Origin of the sequence: Streptomyces umbrinus (assembly GCF_030817415.1) — a bacterium.
Classification (GTDB): Bacteria; Actinomycetota; Actinomycetes; order Streptomycetales; family Streptomycetaceae; genus Streptomyces; species Streptomyces umbrinus_A.
Genome location: NZ_JAUSZI010000002.1, coordinates 5,719,857 through 5,738,444 on the forward strand (window position 1 = coordinate 5,719,857; position 18,588 = coordinate 5,738,444).

The following is an 18,588-nucleotide window of genomic DNA, read 5'->3' on the forward strand; positions in this document are numbered from 1 at the left end:
ACCACCTCCTTCGGAAGCATCACTCCCCTCTTCCACCCGCTTCTCACCGCTCCCGCCCCTCCTCTCACCCCTCCACCCACCCCGCACGCCCAGGCCCTCCCATGGCCGGAAATCGGCGGCCCCGAGCAGCCGCCTTCGCGATTCCCGGGGCCCGCCCGTGGAACCCGCCGGACCGTGGACCCGTCTCGTTCCACGGGAACAACGGGAGGCGCACATGCAACGGCGTACGTTCATGGGTGGCGGCGCCGCGCTCGCGGCGACGGCGGTTTCGGCCGCGTGCACCAGCGGCACCGGCGGGAGTTCCGGGCCGCGGGCAGGCGAGGAGGCCCGCACGTCCGGTACGCCAGTGAAGACGACGAGTACCGCGGCCGACCTCAAGGCCCTGGCGCGGGATCTGGACGGCCCCCTGGTCCGCCCGGGCGAGGCGAACTGGGCGGCAGCCCGCCAGCTCTACAACACCCGCTTCGACTCGCTCAAACCGACGGCCGTCGCGTACGTCGCCCACGCCGAGGACATCCGTACGACACTCGCGTACGCCCGGTCCCACGCCGTCCCCGTCTCGATCCGTAACGGCGGCCACTCGTACGCGGGCTGGTCCTCGGGCGACGGCCGGCTGATCCTCGACATCTCGAAGCTCTCCAAGGTCCGGGCCTCCGGCAACGAGGCCGTGGTCGGCGCGGGCGCCAAGCTCATCGACGTCTACCGCGCGCTGGCCGCGAAGGGCGTCACGATCCCGGCCGGTTCCTGCCCGACGGTGGGCGTCTCGGGCCTGACACTGGGCGGCGGCCACGGCGTCGTGTCCCGTGCCTACGGCCTGACGTGCGACAGCCTCACCCAGGCGACCCTGATCACGTCCGCCGGAAAGCAGCTCACCGCGAGCGCGACCGAGAACAAGGACCTCTTCTGGGCCCTGCGCGGCGCGGGCAACGGCAACTTCGGCGTCGTCACCGAGCTCCGCTTCAAGACGCACCCGGCGCCGCAGGGCGTCTCGGCGTACATGTCCTGGCCGTGGTCCCGGGCCGCCGCCGTCCTCAAGGCCTGGCAGGAGTGGGGCCCCGACCAGCCCGACGAGATCTGGTCCTCGTGCCACTTCGAGAACGCGGCCGGCGGCACGCCCACGGTCTCCGTCTCGGCCTTCTCCCTGGGCACGTACGGCGAACTCCAGAACGCGGTGGACCGTCTCGCCGACCGCATCGGCGCCTCCGCCCGCAGCGTCTCCCTCAAGCGCCGCTCCTACGAGGAGTCGATGGAGGTGTACGCGGGCTGCTCGACCTTCCCGGACGACGCCCAGTGCCACCTCCCGGGCGCGACACCGGGCCGCTCCCCCCAGGGCGCCCTGGGCCGTGAAACGTACACGGGCCGCTCGGACTTCTTCGACCGCTCGATCTCGGCGGCGGGCATCCAGACCCTGCTCTCCCGGATATCGGGGGTCCGGGGCGGCACGGGCAGCATCGCCCTGACCGCCCTGGGCGGCGCCATCAACCGAATCGACCCCACGGCAACGGCCTTCGTCCACCGCCGCTCCCGCATGCTGGCCCAGTACATCGCCGCCTGGCGCCCAGGAACCTCCGCCACCACATCCAACTCCTGGCTGACCCAGGCCCACAAAGCGATGAGGCCGTACGCCTCAGGCGCGGCCTACCAGAACTACACGGACCCAACCCTGACCAACTGGCGCCAGGCGTACTACGGCGAGGCGGCCCCCCGCCTCAAGACCCTGAAGAGGAAGTACGACCCGGAGACCTTCTTCAAGTTCCCGCAGTCGCTGTAGTGCGCCCCTTCAGGGGCGCGGGGAACTGCGCAGTCTTTGGCTTTCAGGGGCGCGGGGAACTGCGCGACCAGCCCCCACCGGGCACGCACCCGGCAACGTGCAACAAGCGCCCCCACCTACGCCGCCAGATCCCTCTCCTCCGCCTCAACCTCACTCCGAGCCCCAGGAATCACTTTCCCCGGCCCCCCGGAGGCACCGCGCGACCGAACCAGCCACCCCACCCGAGGCGACCTCTCCACCGCAGCCACAACCGGCGTGAGCAAAGCCATCGCAAGCGGCGAAAGCAGCAGAACCACAGCCGTCCCGAGCGCAAAGCCACCGATCACATCAGTCGGATAGTGCACGCCCATATAAACCCGGCAGAACCCACCGAACAGACCCAGCGCTATCCCCACGAGCCCGAACTTCCGATTCGCGACGAACAGCCCGACCCCCATCGCCATCATGAGAGTCGCGTGATCGCTCACGAACGAAAAGTCGCTCTTGCCGCCGATAAGAACGTCCAGCCCGTCATGGTCGACAAAAGGCCGGGGCCGCTCCACAAATCCCCGTATCGGCACATTCACGAGTACGGCGACACCGGCGGCGAGCGGCGCCCACACCAGCGCGGCGACGGACGAGGCGGCATCCTCACCACCCCGCTTCCGCACGGTGAGCCAGCACCAGAGCACCAGCATCACCATGGCGAGCAGGAGCCCCCACTCGCCCACGAACTCCATGACGCGGTCGAACCAGTGCGGTGCGTCTTTGGCGAGACCATTGATGTCGTAGAGCAAGTCAACGTCAGGGTTCGAACCGGATTCGGCGAGTCCAGCCATGGTGCAACGGCCCCTTCGTCATCTTCTTCCCGACGCACCCACCGGGTACGCCGCGCCATCAACCCCCGTCGTCGGCTACGAGAACAGGAACGCACACTCCCCTTCAATACGTTCCACCCTCCACCGAATGATCACTCAGACGTTATCGAAGAGAGATACATCGCCGCAGCTCAGGGGAGGGTTTCACACAGAGGTGGGCAACGCTTTCGCGCCATCTTCGGTGACCCGGGTCGCCCCGAAGTAGTCGGGGGTGTCGATCGGGTCGAACCGGATCACGGCACCCGCCCGGGGCGCGTTGATCATGTACCCGCCGCCCACGTAGATCCCGACGTGCCGGATGGCCCGGGAGTTGGTGAGGTCGTCCGAGAAGAACACCAGATCCCCGGGCAGCAGCTCGTCCCGGTTCGGGTGCGGCCCGGCGTTGTACTGGTCGTTGGCGACCCGGGGCAGGGTGATCCCCACACTCTCGTACGCGGCCTTGGTCAGCCCCGAACAGTCAAAACGTCCGCCCTGGTCAGCGGTACCGTTCCCACCCCAGAGATACAGCGTCCCCAGTTTCTTCTGCGCGTAGTAAATGGCCCCGGCGGCTTGCTTGGAGGGGTCGACACGGGTGACCGGAGCGGCGAAGCTCTCCTCCAGTGTCGTGATCGTCTTCACGTAGTTCTGCGTTTCCTTGTACGGCGGTACGCCCCCGTACTTGATGACGGCGTACGCCCCCGCGTTGTACGCGGCGAGCATGTTCTGCGTCGGATCGCCGGGCGCGTCCTTCACGTACTTCGCAAGTGTGCAGTCGTACTTCGCGGCCGATGGAATCGCGTCATTCGGATCCCATACGTCGCGGTCGCCGTCACCGTCGCCGTCGATTCCGTGCGTCGCCCACGTTCCCGGGATGAATTGCGCTATCCCCTGCGCGGCGGCCGGGCTCTTGGCGTTGGGATTGAACCCGCTCTCCTGATACAGCTGCGCGGCGAGAAGTGCGGGATTGATGGCGGTGCACAGATTGCCCCACTTCTGCACGAGCGCCTGGTACGCGGCCGGTACGGCGCCTTTGGCCAGGCCACGGGCCCCCTGCCCCACGCCGTTGGCGAGGTTCCCGGCGACCATGTAGACCCCGACGACCAGCACCATGACGAAGCTGAGCCCCGCCCCCGCGGCGACGGTCACCACGATCCACGCCTTACGCACCGTCAACCGCCCTCCGCAGCTCCGTAATTGGCCCACGTCAGTCTAGGAGCTTCCCACCCTGAAGCCGGCGCAACCGACGCTTTGGTAGCCGCCGGAGCTCACCCTGACGTCGCCTCCCCGTACAACGCGGCGGCCTCGCCCCCAAGGACAACGCTGTACGAGACGTCATCGGTGGTACCGCCCTGCTGGAACCCGCCCAGCACCCCCACGACCCGCCCCTCCGCATCGACCCACGGACTCCCGCTCGTGCCCCCGCTGTACCCCGGACACTCGATGCGCTGCTGGCTGTCGCCGTAGGCGGTGGAGAGGTTCGTGCACCACACGGGCGTCTCCCGAGCCTTGGGATACCCGACGACGGTGACGGTCCGCCCCACCGGACTCAGCCCTCGCCCGGCAACCAACCGGTTACCCCCACAACATCCTCGATCTCCTCCCCACCCCGGGAGGCAACACGAGCGAACGCCACGTCACTGTCCTCGTCCTGCCGCCCCTGCCACCCGTCACCGACATAGGTCCGCGCCACGGCCCACTTCCCGTACGGCGCCCGCCCGTCCCGATAACCAGGCACGAACTCAATGCCCCCACTCCCGCTCCCACTCCCGGTCAGACAGTGAGCGGCGGTGACGATGAGATCCCGCCCCTCGCTGTGCACGACGGAGGCGGTGCAGTAGTGCGCCCCACCCCTGACGAGCACACCGACCCGCGCGTTCTCGGCGCTCACGGGAGCCGTCGTCGTGACACCGAGCGGTTCGGGCGTACGCACCCGACCGTGCGCCACCGCCACGGGAACCGACCCGGTGGCCAGCAGCGCGACGGCAACGAGGAGGGGGAGACGGATGGGGCGCTTCATCGGAGGAAGCCTTGCCGGGCGGGGTGAGAGAAACGCCTGGCCCCACCTGAGAATCCTGTATGAACCGGGTCAGCGAAACGGTCGCCCGACTCCTACGCGCCGGTACGTCGCCCGGCACGCGGCGAATCGCCGTACAGGGGGAACCGGTCCGTGGCGACCTCGAAGCCGAGTGGCGCAGGCAGCGGCACGGATTCGCCGAACTTGCCGGGCAGCACGTCCTGATAGGCGCCGTTGTCCGGGCGGGTGTGCAGGGCCCAGGTGCCCTTGCGGGGGTCGACGACGAGGAGGACGGGGACACGGGCGACCGCGTACCAGTCGGCCTTGTCCCTGATCTCCCTGGATTTCTCGGACTGGGAGATCACCTCCATCGCCAGCACCGCGTCCTCAGAAGCAGCCAGCCAGTCGTCGTCTTCCTCCCACTCGATGGGCAGCACGATCAGATCCGGCGTCACATAGTCGTCCGGCTCCTCCGGCAACGCGATCGAGGACATCTCGTACGCGCCCAGCCCTTCGGGCAGAACCGCCTCCAGCTGCCGACGCAGTCGCACCACCACACCCGCGTGTTTCCCACGCGGCGACGGGGACATCACGAGCTTTCCTCCCACGATCTGCACCCGCAGACCCGACGCGTTCTCGATCTTCTCGGCGATTTCGCGCAGATTCCCCGGGCGGGGTCGCGGATAGGGCGATACGGCCATTGCTCGCTGCCTCCATCCCTCCACCTCGGTGGCTGCGCGAGCGGGGTCGATGGGAGGCCCGACATCCCGCTCGGCATCGATCCCACCGTACTGTGCGGTCTCCGGCGCTGCCTCGGCCTCACTGCCCGTACGTGCACACGCAGCCCCTTTGCGTCGCTGTTCAAGCTGTGCCACGCCGCGCCTCCCTCACTCTCCGATCACGTTCAATCACCGTAGGCCATCACACTGACACTCGGCCCACAACAGCTTCCCGCCCCGGTCTCCGCCCAGCGCGTATGCACCCCACGTGTCCGCGCACGCCCGCACGAGGTGCAGCCCACGCCCGTTCTCCGACGTGTCCGGCGGTACGGCGCCGGGGGCGTTGAAGCCCCGCGGGACGGTCGGATCGGAGTCCCACACACCGATCCACAGCCGCCCGGACTCGGCGGCGCGCAGGCGAAGGGCGTACGGGCCGTTGGTATGGAGGTGGGCGTTGGCGAGCAGCTCGGCGGCGAGCAGCTCCGCCGTGGGGACGAGTCGAGTGAGGTCGTGAGCGGCGAGGACGGTTCGCAGGGTCGCGCGGGCGATGCCCGGGGCACGGGGATCGTGCGGGAGTTGAAGGGTGTAGGCCCAGGACGGGGATACGGTTGCCATCGGAAGTCTCCGATCACGGAGGGGAGTTGGACGGTTGCTCAGTGATCCGGCCGCTCCGTCGAGCGGGATACTTCTGAGCGGGGCGCCTGAGAGGAAGGTAGCGCGAGTGCATATATTCTTGATCCCATTCGGGACGATAATTACTGCAACCACTCATGTGGGTGACCCGACAGCACGGAGGAACGAACAGCATGCCCGTGAGGACCAAGCCAACAGCGCGTCAGCTCCGCTTCGGAGCAGAGCTGCGGCGACTGCGTGAGCGAGCGGGTCTCACCTCGACGGAAGCCGCTCAGCTTCTCGGCATGAAGCAAGCCCAAGTCAGCAATATGGAGACCGGACGCCTCGGCGTGAGCGCGGAACGTGTGCGCACCTTGGCCTGCCAGTACGAGTGCCCTGACAAGGACCTGGTGGAGGCAATCGCCGCAATGACAGGCGAGCGCAAGCGCGGCTGGTGGGAGGAGTATCGGAGCATCCTGCCCGCAGGCCTTCTGGACCTGGCCGAACTGGAGCGCCACGGCAACGCCTTGCGCACAGCTCACACATCCGGCATCCCGGGCCTTCTACAGACGACGGACCACGCCCGCGAGATCTTTCACCAGGTCGTGCCCGAGCTGTCGCCTCCAGAGGTGGAGCACCGCACCTCGTTCCGCATCAAGCGTCAGGCGGTTCTCTACCAGAACGGGCCAGTGGTCCCGTACCAGGCGATCATTCACGAGGCCGCCCTGCACATGAGATTCGGCGGTCGGGACGTCGCCAGGCAGCAGCTCAAGCATCTGCTCAAGCTCGGCGAGCATCCCAACATCTCGGTCCTGGTCATCCCTTTCGACGCAGGCGGCTACCCCGGAGCAGGGCAGCCCATCTACTACGTCCACGGACCAGTGCCCCAACTCGACACCGTCCAGCTGGATCAGTCGCATGGAATCGCCCTGCTGGACGCCGAGGCCCAGCTCGACAAGTACCGAAGGATCCTCGACCGCCTCACGGCACTCAGCCTGATCGAGACGGAGTCACGGGCCCTCATCCACAACATCATCCAGAACCTCTGAGAGGCACAGATGTCCACCATGGCTTGGCAGAAGTCGACTTACTGCGGGGAGGGCGAATCCTGCATACACATAGCCACCCGCACCCTTACCCCCACCATCCATCTCACCGAAAGCGGCGACGCGACCCACTCCATACTCGGGGCGACCCCCCAGGCCTTCGCCGCCCTCATCCACGTACTCAAAGAGAACCCGGACCATGTCTGACATCCCCGCGAACCTCACCTGGGAACGCGCGGCCCCGCCGGAGGCGACCGGCCCGGGCCCCTGGATCGAGCTCGCCTTCGGCGACAACGACCTCGTCTACATCCGCGAGACCAGCGACCCGGAGACCGTCGTCACGACCACCCAGAAGAAGTGGGACGCCTTCGTACTCGGCGTACAGGCAGGCGAGTTCGACCACTTCGTGGAGGGCGTGGAGGGCGTGGAAGGCCTGGAGGACTCGGGCGACGGGTCGCCCTAGACCGACGTCAGTCCGACTCGGCCCCGGTGTACGCCGCAGTCGTCCGGTCGGCCCGCGCCCGTGCGACCCCCTCCGCCTCACCGTCGGAGACACTCGCCGCGTACCAGCCCTCGCTGCTCAGGGTCACGAACCGGAGGCCCTCCTCGGTGCCGAACCAGGCCATGGCCTCCTCGGGGTTCACGGCCTCGCCGGTGGACAGGTGCAGGGTGAGGCCGATGAGGGCCATGTCCCAGCCGACGCCGACGGCTCCGGGGCCGAACTGGGCCCACTTCTCGTCGTCGTCGGGGGCGATGTGGTCGAGCTCGAAGCGCGTACCGCCGTCCGCCTCGGGGACAAGCCGGAGCTCGATCCAGGTGACGTCCCCGGCGAACTCCCAGGTCGCGGTGAAGCCCCGCGGCGGGTCGCAGCTCTCGACGGTGCCGTTGGCGTTGCCCTGCAGCTGGTACTTGCCGCCGACGCGGAGGTCACCGGTGACGGGCAGGAACCAGCGAGGGATGCGCTCGGGGTTGGTGCAGGCGTCCCAGAGGTCCTCGACGGTCGAGTCGTACGTCTGGCTCAGGGTCACCACGTGTCCTTCGCCGGCCTCGATGACACGGCTGCCGACGCGGCGCCGTACGGCGTTGATCTGGTGGGTGACGTCGATCATGGGTTGCTCCTCTGCTGTACGGGGTCGTCGCCGCCGGAGCCGTCAGCGGACTCACGGAGCCGGCGCTCGCGCTTGCCCCGGGCCAGTTCGGTGGCCAGGGCGTCCAGGTGGGGGGTCCAGAAATGCCGGAAGCGGGCCAGCCACGCGTCGATGTCGCGCAACGGGTCGGAGTTGACCGCGTAGAGCCGCCGGGTCCCCTCCGGCCGGACCGTGGCGAAGCCGTTCTCCCGCAGCACCTTCAGATGCTGCGAGACGCCCGGCTGCGATATGCCGAACTCCTCCTTCATGACCTCCGAGACGGCCCCGGAGCTCATCTCACCGTCGGCGAGCAGCTCAAGGATCCGGCGGCGTACGGGATCCCCGAGTACGTCGAATGCGTGCACGGCACCAACGTATCACCGCTCACTTATATAAGCACGAGACAATAGAGACACTTAGAGGCACCGCTTGTCATTCCTGTGAGTCGGGTCAAGCCACAGCCAGCCCCTTGCCATCGCACAGCCATTGATCAGTAAGGGGGGCGCCGGGTTCGGTAAGGCGGAAGTCAGGATTCCAGAACGCGCCTTGTTGTCACGTACCCAACAAGGGATGGTCATCCGCGGGCCGCTGATCCTTTCGACCCAGGCCCCCCGCCGGGGACACCGCACCGGCGACACCGCACCCGCACCGCCCCGGTCAACCACGCCCAGGAGGCTGTCCGTTGCGTTCCACGACCCCCCACACCCCGTCCGACGGATCCATCAGCAGATCCACCAACAGTCCCTCCATACGCGTCAGATGGCGCCGCGTCGGATCCGCCGCGATCGCCGCCACCGCACTCGTCCTCGCCGGCCTCGGCACGGCCGTCCAGGCGACCGCGGCCCCCGCCACCACCAACGCCACCGCCGCCGCCAAGTCATCGACCGGCAAGGTGACATGGACCCGCGCGTGCGCCACGCCCGCGAAGGGCCGGATGGCCTGCAAGGCACTGCGCGTCACCGGCGGCACCACCGCCTTCCAGAAGGCCGAGGCGAAGGCCGACGGCGTCACACCGAAGGCCGCGGACGCCTCCACCCCCTCCGGCTACGGCCCGAGCGACCTCCAGGACGCGTACGGCCTGACGTCCGCCGCCTCCTCCAAGGGTTCCGGCGAGACCATTGCGATCGTGGACGCGTACGACGACCCGAACGCCGAGGCGGACCTCGCCAAGTACCGCTCGTACTACGGCCTTTCCTCGTGCACCACGGCCAACGGCTGCTTCAAGAAGGTCGGTCAGACCGGCTCCACGACCTCCCTCCCCACGGCCGACAGCGGCTGGGCCGAGGAGATCTCCCTCGACCTGGACATGGCCAGCGCGACCTGCCCGAACTGCGACATCCTGCTGGTCGAGGCCAAGTCGTCCTCCATGGCCAACCTCGGCACGGCCGTGAACAGGGCGGTCACGCTCGGCGCGAAGTTCGTGTCCAACAGCTACGGCGGCGGCGAGTCGTCCTCCGACTCCTCCTACGACACCTCGTACTTCAAGCACCCGGGCGTCGCGATCACGGTCAGCGCGGGCGACAGCGGCTACGGCGCCGAGTACCCGGCGGCCTCCCAGTACGTGACCGCGGTCGGCGGCACCGCCCTCTCCTCCGGCTCCTCGTCCCGCGGCTGGAGCGAGCAGGTCTGGTCGACCAGCAGCACCGAGGGCACCGGCTCGGGCTGCTCCGCGTACGACACGAAGCCGTCCTGGCAGACGGACACGGGCTGCGCCAAGCGAGCGATCGCGGATGTCTCGGCGGTCGCCGACCCGGCGACGGGCGTCTCGGTCTACGACTCCTACGGCGTCACGGCCGGCTGGTACACCTTCGGCGGTACCAGCGCCTCAGCCCCGATCATCGCGGGCGTGTACGCCCTCGCCGGCACCCCCTCCACCAGCTCCTACCCGGCGAAGTTCCCGTACACGGCGGCCGGCACGTCCGCCCTCAACGACGTGACCAGCGGCAGCAACGGCACCTGCACCACGAGCTACCTCTGCACGGCCGGGTCGGGCTACGACGGCCCGACGGGCCTGGGCACACCCGAGGGACTCTCGGCCTTCACCGGCTGACGGTCACTCGACCGACAGAACCAATGGGCCGGGGATCATGGATCCCCGGCCCATTGCCATGCCCTGTGGGTGACACCCCGCCACATCCCCACCCCCCGCGCCGGGTTAGCCTCTCCCCAGCGCAAAACGGGCGGCGTCTACTCACCAGGAGACGTACGACCCGGAGAACATCGGCACGACGGACCGGCGCACATGGGACGGGGTCGGGCTCGATGGGCGGGCGGAGTGGGTCAACGCCCGGAGTGAGCCGGATAAGAGGGGCTAACGACGGAACCACATCTCAGGTTCCGGTTCGACTTCCGGTTCCACTTCATTGCCCGGCGTGACCTGCCGTGATACACAGAGTGACGATATGCCTCCCTGTATACCGACCCCCGCTCCCGTCAGGGCCCCGCGAGGGCCGGTGACAAGGGATCCGTACGAAACCCGCCAATCAATGACGCCAAGTCGACATGCGACAGCGTCATTGTCGGCGACAATGGCCCTGACCTCTGCGCAGAGTGGCAGGGGGTGCAGAACAACCCACAAGGGGCGGTGACTTACATGCTTTTCGCAGCCGAAAAGGGCGACATCAACACCATCATCGGCGGGATTGCCCCGGACTGGGGCCCCTTCGGCAGCCTGGGCAACGAGGCGCGGGTAATGATCGAGGTCGTGATGGCGGTCGCCATCCTGCTGTGCCTCGGCATCGCGATCTGGGGCGCGGCGAAGCAACGCATCGGCGCGACGGCCCTCCGCGACACCTTCAGCGCCGAACAAGGCAAGGGCCTCATCGTCGCGGGTCTCACCGGAGTCTTCATCATCGGTTCCCTCGGCACCGTCTTCACCATCGTGTACGGCATGGCCGTCTAGGCGGCCGCCGGCTCGGCGTTCTCAGACCCGGCCGGGCACGCCCGGTCTCCCTCTACCCATCCGTCCGTCGTGCCCACCGGCTGAGGTTGCGTTTCCCTGATGTCGAGTCACCACACCGCGCCCGCGCTGAAGCCAGCGCGGCTACCGTCGTATTACGCGGTTCAGCAAGAGGTTGAGGGGGCGTACGCGGCATGAGTCTCGGCGACGAGCACGGAGCGCGCGGCGACGACGGCGGATACGGGGGTACCGGCCAGACCCGCACACGGCTCCCCGACAGTGCCGGTGACGTCTACGGCGGCGCACGACGCGGCGGCCGTTCGTCCTCCCGCAGCCTCGTCACGGTGGTGGGGGTCGTGGTGCTCCTGATTGCCGCCATCGCCTTCGCGAACCGTGGTGGCGGTGATTCCGGCTCGGACGAGTCGGGCGGCGACAAGACGAAATCGGCGCCGACGGCTGCCACCGGGGAGCGGCCCGTGGACACGAAGGCGGCCGGGATTCCGTCCGGGTACGCGCACAACGAGCAGGGTGCGCAGAGCGCGGCGGCCAACTACACGGTGGCGCTGGGTTCCGACGGCATGTTCAACACCGCCAAGAGGCACGAGATCGTGCAGGCGGTCGCCGATCCCGGCGCACTGGATCAACTCCAGTCGGGGTTCGACGCGGACTACTCGGCGGACTTCCTGAAGAAGATCGGCCTCGACAAGGACGGCGCTGCGCCCTCAGGCACCACGTTCGTCAACCGGACGCTGCCAGTGGGCACCAAGGTCACCTCCCACAGCGCCGACGCGGCCACCGTCGAAGTCTGGTGCAACAGCCTCTTCGGGCTCACCGGGGACGCGTCCACCAACCCCGTGACCAACGGCTGGTTCACCGTGACCATGAAGCTGAACTGGGCCAGTGGCGACTGGAAGGTCCTGGAGACCAGCCAGAAGACCGGCCCAACCCCCGTCAACGGAGACAACCCCGTCTCCGGGACGGACGAGATCGGCAAGGCGGTCGAGGAGTTCGGAGGGTTCACGTATGCCCGGTAGCCCGCAGCGCGCGCTCAAGCTCACCGGCGTCGTAGCAGCCGTACAGACCACTGTCGTGCTGCTGGCCTCACAGGCCTACGCGGCTCCGACGCCAACGCCGACGCCCTCGGACGATCCCTGCTCACTGATCGCCGGCCCTGCAAAGGAATACTGCGAACGCGGCAGCGCCGACAAGGGCGACACCACCCCGCCCGGCGTGGCCGACACCCTCGACCCCCTAGCCTCCCTCGCCAAGGGCTGTGCCAAAGCCGCCTCCTGGACCATCGACAAGCTCAGTGACGCGGTCCAGAACACGGCGACCGTCGACTTCACGAACACCACGTTCCTGCAGCAGTACGCGGTCGTCTTCGCCGCGTCGACGATCCTGACCCTCCTCCTGTGGCTGCTCGCGGTCGCCAAACGGGCCGTGCGAGGCGTCCCCCTCAGCACGGCCATCGGCGAGGCGATCGGCTTCCTCTGGCTGACGGTGCTGGCGTCGGCCTTCACCCCGCTGATCCTCTACACCGTCGTGTCGGCGACCGACGGCATCGCCGAGGTCCTCGCCAAGACCACCGGCAACCAGACGGACACGTTCTTCGGCAACTTCTCCGGCGCCCTGAACAAGGGCACCGACATCGGCGGCGGCCCGATCATGCTGATCGTGGTGTCGCTCGTGTCGATCCTGGCCGCGGGCGTCCTGTGGCTGGAGCTCGTGATCCGCGCCGCCCTCCTCTACGTGGGCGCGCTCCTCGGCACCGTCGTCTACGCCGGCCTGGTCGACAAGAACCTCTGGGGCCACGTCCGCCGCTGGGCGGGCATCATGATCGCCGTCATCCTCGTCAAACCGGTGATCGTGATCGTGCTGGGCCTGGCCGGCGCCCTCTCCGCCGAGGACGGACCCGACGCGTTCTCCGCCGTCGTCTCCGGCCTCGCCATCATCCTGCTCGCCATCTTCGCGAGCGCGATGATCTACCGCTTCGTACCGGGCTTCGGCGACGAGATCGCCGGCTCCCGCAACAACCGCATCATGCAGGGCGCCGAAGGCAAGGCCGCGGCCGTCATCAGCTCGCCCGCCACCCTCGTCGCCCAGGGCATCAAGACCCACAGCGCCCGGGCCGACAACAACGGCGGCGGAGGCGGAGGCGGCGGAGCCCGCCCCTCCAACCCCGTCTCCGGCGGCGTCGCCGCCCACAGCTCACGCGGCGGCTCGGGCGGGGGCGGCGGATCTGTCCCCTCCGCCGCACCCCCACCGCGCAGCAGCCCGGTGAACACCCCCCACGCCGGAAACACACGCAACAGCAGCAACAACCGCACGGGAGGTGAAGGGCGTTGACGACCGAGTCCCACGTGTCCCATCCGGTCACGCCCCGCCGGACATATCTGATCGGCCGCGCCCGGCCGAACGCGATCGTCGGCCGCAACCGCGAGTCCGGCGAGATCGCGCTGATCATCGTGGGCGCGTTCCTCGGCATGATGTCCGGTCTGATCGTCCCCGTGCTCTCCCTGCGCATCGTGGCCCTCGTGGGCTTCCCGATGCTGGCACTGGCCGCGGTGTACGTGCCGTACAAGCGACGGACCTTCTACAAGTGGTTCGAGATCAACCGCAGTTACAAGCGCAGCCTCCGCCAGGGCACCGCCTACCGCAGCAAGGTCATGGAGTCCGGCACGCGCATCGACGGCCGCGAGGTCGAGGTCGGCCCCCCGCCCGGCATCGGACGGATCACCTGGCTCGCCGCGCCCTTCGGCCCGGACGAGATCGCCGTCCTCCTGCACGCCGACCGGAAAACCGTCACTGCGGCGATCGAGATCGAGGGCCCGGGCGTCGGCCTCCGCGACAGCGAGGACCAGGAAACCCTCGTCGACCGCTTCGGCACCCTGCTCAAGCACGTCGCGAACGGCGACGGCTTCGTCACCCGCCTCCAGATGCTCGCCCGTACGCTCCCCGCCGACCCGGACGCCCACGCCAAGGACGTCGTCGTACGCGGCGACGAGAAGGCCCCCGGCTGGCTCCAGCAGTCGTACGACCAGCTCCAGTCCATGGTGTCGACGAGCAGCGAACAGCACCGCGCCTACCTCGTCGCCTGCATGCACTACTCCCGCGAACTCGCCGCCGAGGGCCACGCGATGGCCCGCGCCGCACGCCCGCAGGGCGGCAAGAAGCTCGACCGCGACTCCGGACTCGCCGTCGTCATGGCCCGCGAGCTCACCGACATCTGCTCACGCCTCCAGGAGGCCGACATCCGGGTGCGCCAGCCGCTCGGACAGGGCCGCCTCTCCTCCCTCGTACATTCGATGTACGACCCGGACCACCCCATCGACCACATCCAGGCGATGACCAAGCGCAACGCGTGGCCGGCCGAGCTGGACGCCATGGAGCCCACCTACCTCCAGGCCAAGACCCGCGAGTCCTCCACCCGCGCCCCCTGGTGCCACTCCACGGCCTGGGTGAAGGAGTGGCCGATGACCCCGGTGGGCGTCAACTTCCTCGCCCCGCTGCTCGTCCACACCCCCGACGTGATCCGCACGGTCGCCGTGACGATGGACCTCGAACCCACCGAGGTCGCCATCGAGCGGATGCTCACCGAGAAGACGAACGACGACGCCGAGGCCAGCCGCCAGGCCAAGATGAACCGCACCGTCGACCCGCGCGACGTCGCCTCGCACAACCGCATGGACCAGCGCGGCGAGGACCTCGCGAGCGGCGCGGCCGGCGTCAACATCGTCGGCTACATCACCGTCTCGTCCCGCAACCCCGAAGCCCTCGCCCGCGACAAGCGGACCATAAGGGCCTCGGCCGGCAAGTCGTATCTGAAGCTGGAGTGGTGCGACCGCGAACACCACCGCGCCTTCGTGAACACACTCCCGTTCGCCACCGGCATCCGAAGGTAGGGCTGAGTACTGATGCGGGATCCGCTGTCCGTCCTCACCGAGGCCTTCACGTCCTTCCTCTTCGGCAAGGTCGAGACGACCCGCCCACCGGTGCGCACCTCCACCGGCCAGGCCCAGGCCGTCTACCTGCCGACCGCGGCCCCCGGCCTCGGCGACTCCGGCGTCATCATCGGCCGCGAGGTCTACTCCGGGAAGGGCTACATCTACGACCCCTTCCAGCTGTACGGACAGCAGCTCCCGGCACCGCACTGGCTGGTCCTCGGCGAGTCCGGCAACGGCAAGTCGGCCCTTGAGAAGACGTACGTCCTGCGGCAGTTGAGGTTCAAGGACCGGCAGGTCGTCGTGCTCGACGCGCAGGGCGAGGACGGCGACGGCGAGTGGAACCTCATCGCCCGTGAGCTGGGTATAACCCCCATCCGGCTCGACCCGACCGCCGCCCTGGACATGGGCATCCGGCTCAACCCGCTCGACCCCGCGATCACCACGACCGGCCAGCTCGCGCTGCTCCGGACGATCATCGAGGTCGCGATGGGCCACGGCCTGGACGAGCGCTCCGGCTTCGCGCTCAAGGTCGCGCACGCCTACGTCAACGAGACGATCGTCGAGCGCCAGCCCGTACTGACGGACATCGTCGAGCAACTGCGCCACCCCGAACCGGAGTCGGCGGAGGCGATGAACGTCGCCATAGACGACGTACGGGCCTGGGGCCTGGACGTCGCCCTCGTCATCGACCGCCTCGTCGACGGTGACCTGCGCGGCATGTTCGACGGCCCGACGACGGTCGGCATCGACCTCGACGCGCCGCTCATCGTCTTCGACCTGTCCCACATCGACCGCAACTCCATCGCCATGCCGATCCTCATGGCGATCGTCGGCGTGTGGCTGGAGCACACCTGGATCCGCCCCGACCGAAGGAAGCGCATCTTCCTGGTCGAGGAGGCCTGGCACATCATCAACAGCCCGTTCGTGGCCCAGCTCTTCCAGCGCCTGCTGAAGTTCGGACGCCGCCTGGGTCTGTCGTTCGTGGCGGTGGTCCACCACTTGAGCGACGTGGTCGACGGAGCGGCGGCGAAAGAGGCCTCCGCGATCCTCAAGATGGCGTCCACCCGGACGATCTACGCCCAGAAGGCGGACGAGGCGAGGTCGACGGGACGAGTCCTCGGCCTGCCCAGGTGGGCTGTGGAAATCATCCCCACCCTGACGCCCGGCATCGCGGTCTGGGACGTCAACGGCAACGTCCAAGTGGTCAAACACCTGATCACCGAGACCGAACGCCCCCTCGTCTTCACCGACCGCGCCATGACACAGTCGTCGGCCGACCACCTGACGGACGACGCCCTGCGGGCCGCCGAGCTGGAGGCGGAGGAACGCGCGGCGGCGTTCATGGAGCAACACCTGAGCGACCTCGACGACTCGTCCGAGTCCACGGTGGCGTAGAGGAGCGGCCCGAGATGAGACCGGACGAGCGCGACCGCCACCGCGGCGGCGAAGGCGGCATCCCCGACGGACTGCTGGTCGGTGTCCTGGCCTTCGTCCTCGGCATGACCGTCATGGTGTGGACGGCGACCGGCCTGGCCGGCCTCTTCACCCACGGCTCCTGGCCCTCCGAGGTCACCTTCCGCCGTACGCCCCTGGCCATGCGCCAACTCGTCGAGGCCCCCCACGACATCGCGGCCGCCTGGCCGGAGACCCCGGAGACCCAACTCTCCGGGTACGGCCTCTTCTGGGGCCTGTTCATCGGCCAGCTGATGGTCCTGCTGGTCCTGACGGTGTTCGTCATGGGAACGGCGGCGAGGTGGCGGGCGGTGAGGGCGAGACGCAGGGCGCTGGCGCTGGCTGCCGCGGCGGAGCCGGACCTTCTGTCCAAGGACGAGCCTCGCGAGGTCCCTCGGAGCCGGGCGGCGGAGCGGACCGAGGTGGAGCGGCCGGGAGCGGAGCACCCGGCACACCCGCCGGTCGAGCACGCCACGGCGCCGCAGCCGGCGGCGGACCATCCCGCGGCGGCCCCGGTCCGGGCGGCGGAGCCGCCGCTGGAATCGGTTCCTGTGACGACTGACGGTGAACGGGCGGGTGGATGGGAAAGCCCCGTGCCGGCACCGCGCGGCCCCGTCATCCTCGGCCCACCCGAGACCCGCCACCCCCTCGCCGTCCAGGCGATCCGGGACGCCGACGGCCCGGCCCTCGTCATCACCTCCAACCCCACCCTCTGGTCGGACACGAAGGACGCCCGCGCGAAACTGGGCCCCGTCCTCCTCTACGACCCCTCCCACCTCTGCGACACCCCGGCCCGCCTCCACTGGTCCCCGTCCGCCGGCTGCGAGAACAAGGACACCGCCAAGGCCCGCGCGGCAGCGCTCCTCGCCCCGGTCCGCCCCACCGCGAAGATCGACCAGACGGTCGCCGACACGGCCGAGACCCTCCTGCGCAGCTACCTCCACGCCGCCGCCGTGGACGGCCGCACCATCCGCCACGTCCACCGCTGGGCCCAGGGCACCCAGGTCCAGGAAGCCGTACGCATCCTCCGTACGAACCCCAAGGCCGCCTCCGGCTCCGCAGGCGAACTCGAAGCCACCCTCACCTCGCACCCCGAACGCCGGGACATCGCCCAGGAGTTGACGGCCCGGGCCCTGTCCGCCCTGTTCACGGTGAATGTCCGCGAAGCCTGCACCCCAAATCGAACCGACAGCCTCACCTTGGATTCCTTCGTCGACGAAGGGGGCACGCTTTATGTGGTCGGTGAACCCATCGAGGACCCCAGGGCGAATCCCGGCGCGATGCCCCTGCTGACGGCCCTCGCCTCAAGCGTGGTCGAGCGCGGCCGGCGCATGGCCGAACGGTCATCCTCCGGTCGCCTCGACCCACCACTCACCCTCGTCCTGGACGACGTGGCGGCGGTGGCCCCGCTCCCCCAGCTCCCGGACCTCCTGTCCGTGGGCGGAGGCACGGGCCAGGACCGGGGCCTCCCCACCCTGGCCCTCCTCCGCTCCCGCGAACAGGCCCGCTCCCGCTGGCCCCACCACGAACTCCCGGTGTAGGTCACCGGGCAAGTCCGGGTAACTCACCGCCCCCTAGGGCCGCTTGAACACGAACTCAAGCTCCCGCGCGCCCGGATCCCCGGGCACCGGAACACTCTCCCCCGTGGGCACGAACCCGAACTTCCGGTAGAAGGCCTCGGCCCGCCCGTTCCGCTCGTCCACGAACAACCGCACCCGCTCCACCCCCGCGACCTCCCACGCCCACTCCAGGGCGTACGCGAAGAGCCGCTCGGTGAGCCCCCGCCCCCGCACCTCCGGCCGCACATAGACGGCCACGAGATGCCCCTGGCGTACGTCGCTCACATCCCCGAGCGCGCCCTGGGCCCCCGCCTCCTCGACGAGCACGACCACCGACCCGACCCACCGCCCGTCGGGCGCCACGGCCACCACCTGCTGCCGCTCACGCACGCCCTCGGCGGCCCCGGCCGCCCGCTCCCGCCAGAAGCTGTCGGGCCGGCCCACGGCAGCCTCGTACGTCTCCAGAAAGGCGAGGTGCGCCACCGGATCCCGGAGCGCGGCCAGCCGCAGCTCCTTCGCCGCGGGCCACTCGTCGGCACGTATCGAACGCACCACATGGTCAGCCGAGGCATCGGGACGGTCATCAGAACGAACATCGGGGCTCATGAG

20 protein-coding genes are annotated in these 18,588 nt (G+C 69.0%); 11 read left to right on the plus strand and 9 right to left on the minus strand.

The features are described from left to right. Positions 1-214: 214 nt before the first annotated feature. A complete protein-coding gene (locus QF035_RS24975) occupies positions 215-1,771 on the plus strand; it encodes an FAD-binding oxidoreductase (protein WP_307522821.1) in 1,557 nt (518 codons plus the stop codon). Positions 1,772-1,887: 116 nt separating this feature from the next. Here QF035_RS24975 and QF035_RS24980 read toward each other — a convergent pair whose 3' ends face one another. The 6 genes from QF035_RS24980 to QF035_RS25005 all read right to left on the minus strand — a co-directional run bounded on the left by QF035_RS24980 (position 1,888) and on the right by QF035_RS25005 (position 5,955). Continuing rightward, positions 1,888-2,589 carry a phosphatase PAP2 family protein gene (locus QF035_RS24980; protein WP_307522822.1) on the minus strand — a complete coding sequence of 234 codons (702 nt, stop codon included), beginning with the start codon at positions 2,587-2,589 and terminating at the stop codon, positions 1,888-1,890. A 183-nt stretch (positions 2,590-2,772) separates the two neighbouring features. Further along, positions 2,773-3,780, minus strand: coding sequence for a C40 family peptidase (locus QF035_RS24985; protein WP_307522823.1), 1,008 nt, complete (start codon positions 3,778-3,780; stop codon positions 2,773-2,775). 92 nt (positions 3,781-3,872) lie between these two features. Beyond that, entirely contained in the window at positions 3,873-4,148 is a 276-nt protein-coding gene (locus tag QF035_RS24990) for a trypsin-like peptidase domain-containing protein (RefSeq protein WP_307522824.1), read from the minus strand. Between the two features lie 5 nt (positions 4,149-4,153). Beyond that, positions 4,154-4,624, minus strand: coding sequence for a trypsin-like serine peptidase (locus tag QF035_RS24995; RefSeq protein ID WP_307522825.1), 471 nt, complete (start codon positions 4,622-4,624; stop codon positions 4,154-4,156). 92 nt (positions 4,625-4,716) lie between these two features. Then, positions 4,717-5,322, minus strand: coding sequence for a Uma2 family endonuclease (locus tag QF035_RS25000; protein WP_307522826.1), 606 nt, complete (start codon positions 5,320-5,322; stop codon positions 4,717-4,719). 207 nt (positions 5,323-5,529) lie between these two features. Continuing rightward, positions 5,530-5,955 (minus strand): ATP-binding protein, encoded by a 426-nt coding sequence (locus QF035_RS25005; protein WP_307522827.1) that lies wholly within the window; start codon positions 5,953-5,955, stop codon positions 5,530-5,532. A gap of 191 nt (positions 5,956-6,146) precedes the next feature. Between QF035_RS25005 and QF035_RS25010 the strand changes: the two genes are divergently transcribed. From QF035_RS25010 to QF035_RS25020, 3 genes are read left to right on the plus strand one after another with little or no spacing between them, the layout of a single operon-like run. Then, the gene (locus tag QF035_RS25010; protein ID WP_307522828.1) at positions 6,147-7,001 is read left to right on the plus strand and encodes a helix-turn-helix domain-containing protein; all 855 of its coding nucleotides are present in this window, start codon (positions 6,147-6,149) and stop codon (positions 6,999-7,001) included. A 9-nt stretch (positions 7,002-7,010) separates the two neighbouring features. Then, positions 7,011-7,205, plus strand: coding sequence for a DUF397 domain-containing protein (locus QF035_RS25015; RefSeq protein WP_307522829.1), 195 nt, complete (start codon positions 7,011-7,013; stop codon positions 7,203-7,205). Beyond that, complete coding sequence (locus QF035_RS25020) at positions 7,198-7,461, plus strand: DUF397 domain-containing protein (protein ID WP_307522830.1); 264 nt, start codon at positions 7,198-7,200, stop codon at positions 7,459-7,461. The genes QF035_RS25015 and QF035_RS25020 overlap by 8 nt, the downstream gene beginning before the upstream one ends. A 7-nt stretch (positions 7,462-7,468) precedes the next feature. Here QF035_RS25020 and QF035_RS25025 read toward each other — a convergent pair whose 3' ends face one another. Continuing rightward, positions 7,469-8,107 carry an SRPBCC family protein gene (locus QF035_RS25025; RefSeq protein WP_307522831.1) on the minus strand — a complete coding sequence of 213 codons (639 nt, stop codon included), beginning with the start codon at positions 8,105-8,107 and terminating at the stop codon, positions 7,469-7,471. After that, positions 8,104-8,490 (minus strand): ArsR/SmtB family transcription factor, encoded by a 387-nt coding sequence (locus tag QF035_RS25030; protein ID WP_307522833.1) that lies wholly within the window; start codon positions 8,488-8,490, stop codon positions 8,104-8,106. The genes QF035_RS25025 and QF035_RS25030 overlap by 4 nt, the downstream gene beginning before the upstream one ends. Before the next feature lie 317 nt (positions 8,491-8,807). Here QF035_RS25030 and QF035_RS25035 point away from each other — a divergent pair, with 317 nt between their 5' ends. The 7 genes from QF035_RS25035 (at position 8,808) to QF035_RS25065 (ending at position 17,961) form a co-directional block, all read left to right on the plus strand. Continuing rightward, positions 8,808-10,175: a S53 family peptidase gene (locus tag QF035_RS25035; protein WP_373466715.1), complete on the plus strand. Its 1,368-nt coding sequence runs from the start codon at positions 8,808-8,810 to the stop codon at positions 10,173-10,175. 543 nt (positions 10,176-10,718) lie between these two features. Further along, on the plus strand, positions 10,719-11,027 hold the full coding sequence (locus QF035_RS25040) for a hypothetical protein (protein ID WP_055613376.1): 309 nt from the start codon (positions 10,719-10,721) through the stop codon (positions 11,025-11,027). 191 nt (positions 11,028-11,218) lie between these two features. After that, a complete protein-coding gene (locus QF035_RS25045; RefSeq protein WP_307522834.1) occupies positions 11,219-12,058 on the plus strand; it encodes a hypothetical protein in 840 nt (279 codons plus the stop codon). Further along, complete coding sequence (locus QF035_RS25050) at positions 12,048-13,370, plus strand: hypothetical protein (protein ID WP_307522835.1); 1,323 nt, start codon at positions 12,048-12,050, stop codon at positions 13,368-13,370. Before QF035_RS25045 ends, QF035_RS25050 begins: the two co-directional genes overlap by 11 nt. Continuing rightward, positions 13,367-14,926, plus strand: coding sequence for an SCO6880 family protein (locus QF035_RS25055; RefSeq protein ID WP_307522837.1), 1,560 nt, complete (start codon positions 13,367-13,369; stop codon positions 14,924-14,926). The genes QF035_RS25050 and QF035_RS25055 overlap by 4 nt, the downstream gene beginning before the upstream one ends. A gap of 12 nt (positions 14,927-14,938) precedes the next feature. After that, positions 14,939-16,363, plus strand: coding sequence for an ATP-binding protein (locus tag QF035_RS25060; RefSeq protein WP_055613372.1), 1,425 nt, complete (start codon positions 14,939-14,941; stop codon positions 16,361-16,363). Between the two features lie 14 nt (positions 16,364-16,377). Further along, positions 16,378-17,961 (plus strand): type IV secretory system conjugative DNA transfer family protein, encoded by a 1,584-nt coding sequence (locus tag QF035_RS25065; protein WP_307522838.1) that lies wholly within the window; start codon positions 16,378-16,380, stop codon positions 17,959-17,961. A 33-nt stretch (positions 17,962-17,994) separates the two neighbouring features. Here QF035_RS25065 and QF035_RS25070 read toward each other — a convergent pair whose 3' ends face one another. Further along, positions 17,995-18,585: a GNAT family N-acetyltransferase gene (locus QF035_RS25070; RefSeq protein WP_307522839.1), complete on the minus strand. Its 591-nt coding sequence runs from the start codon at positions 18,583-18,585 to the stop codon at positions 17,995-17,997. Positions 18,586-18,588: the final 3 nt, after the last annotated feature.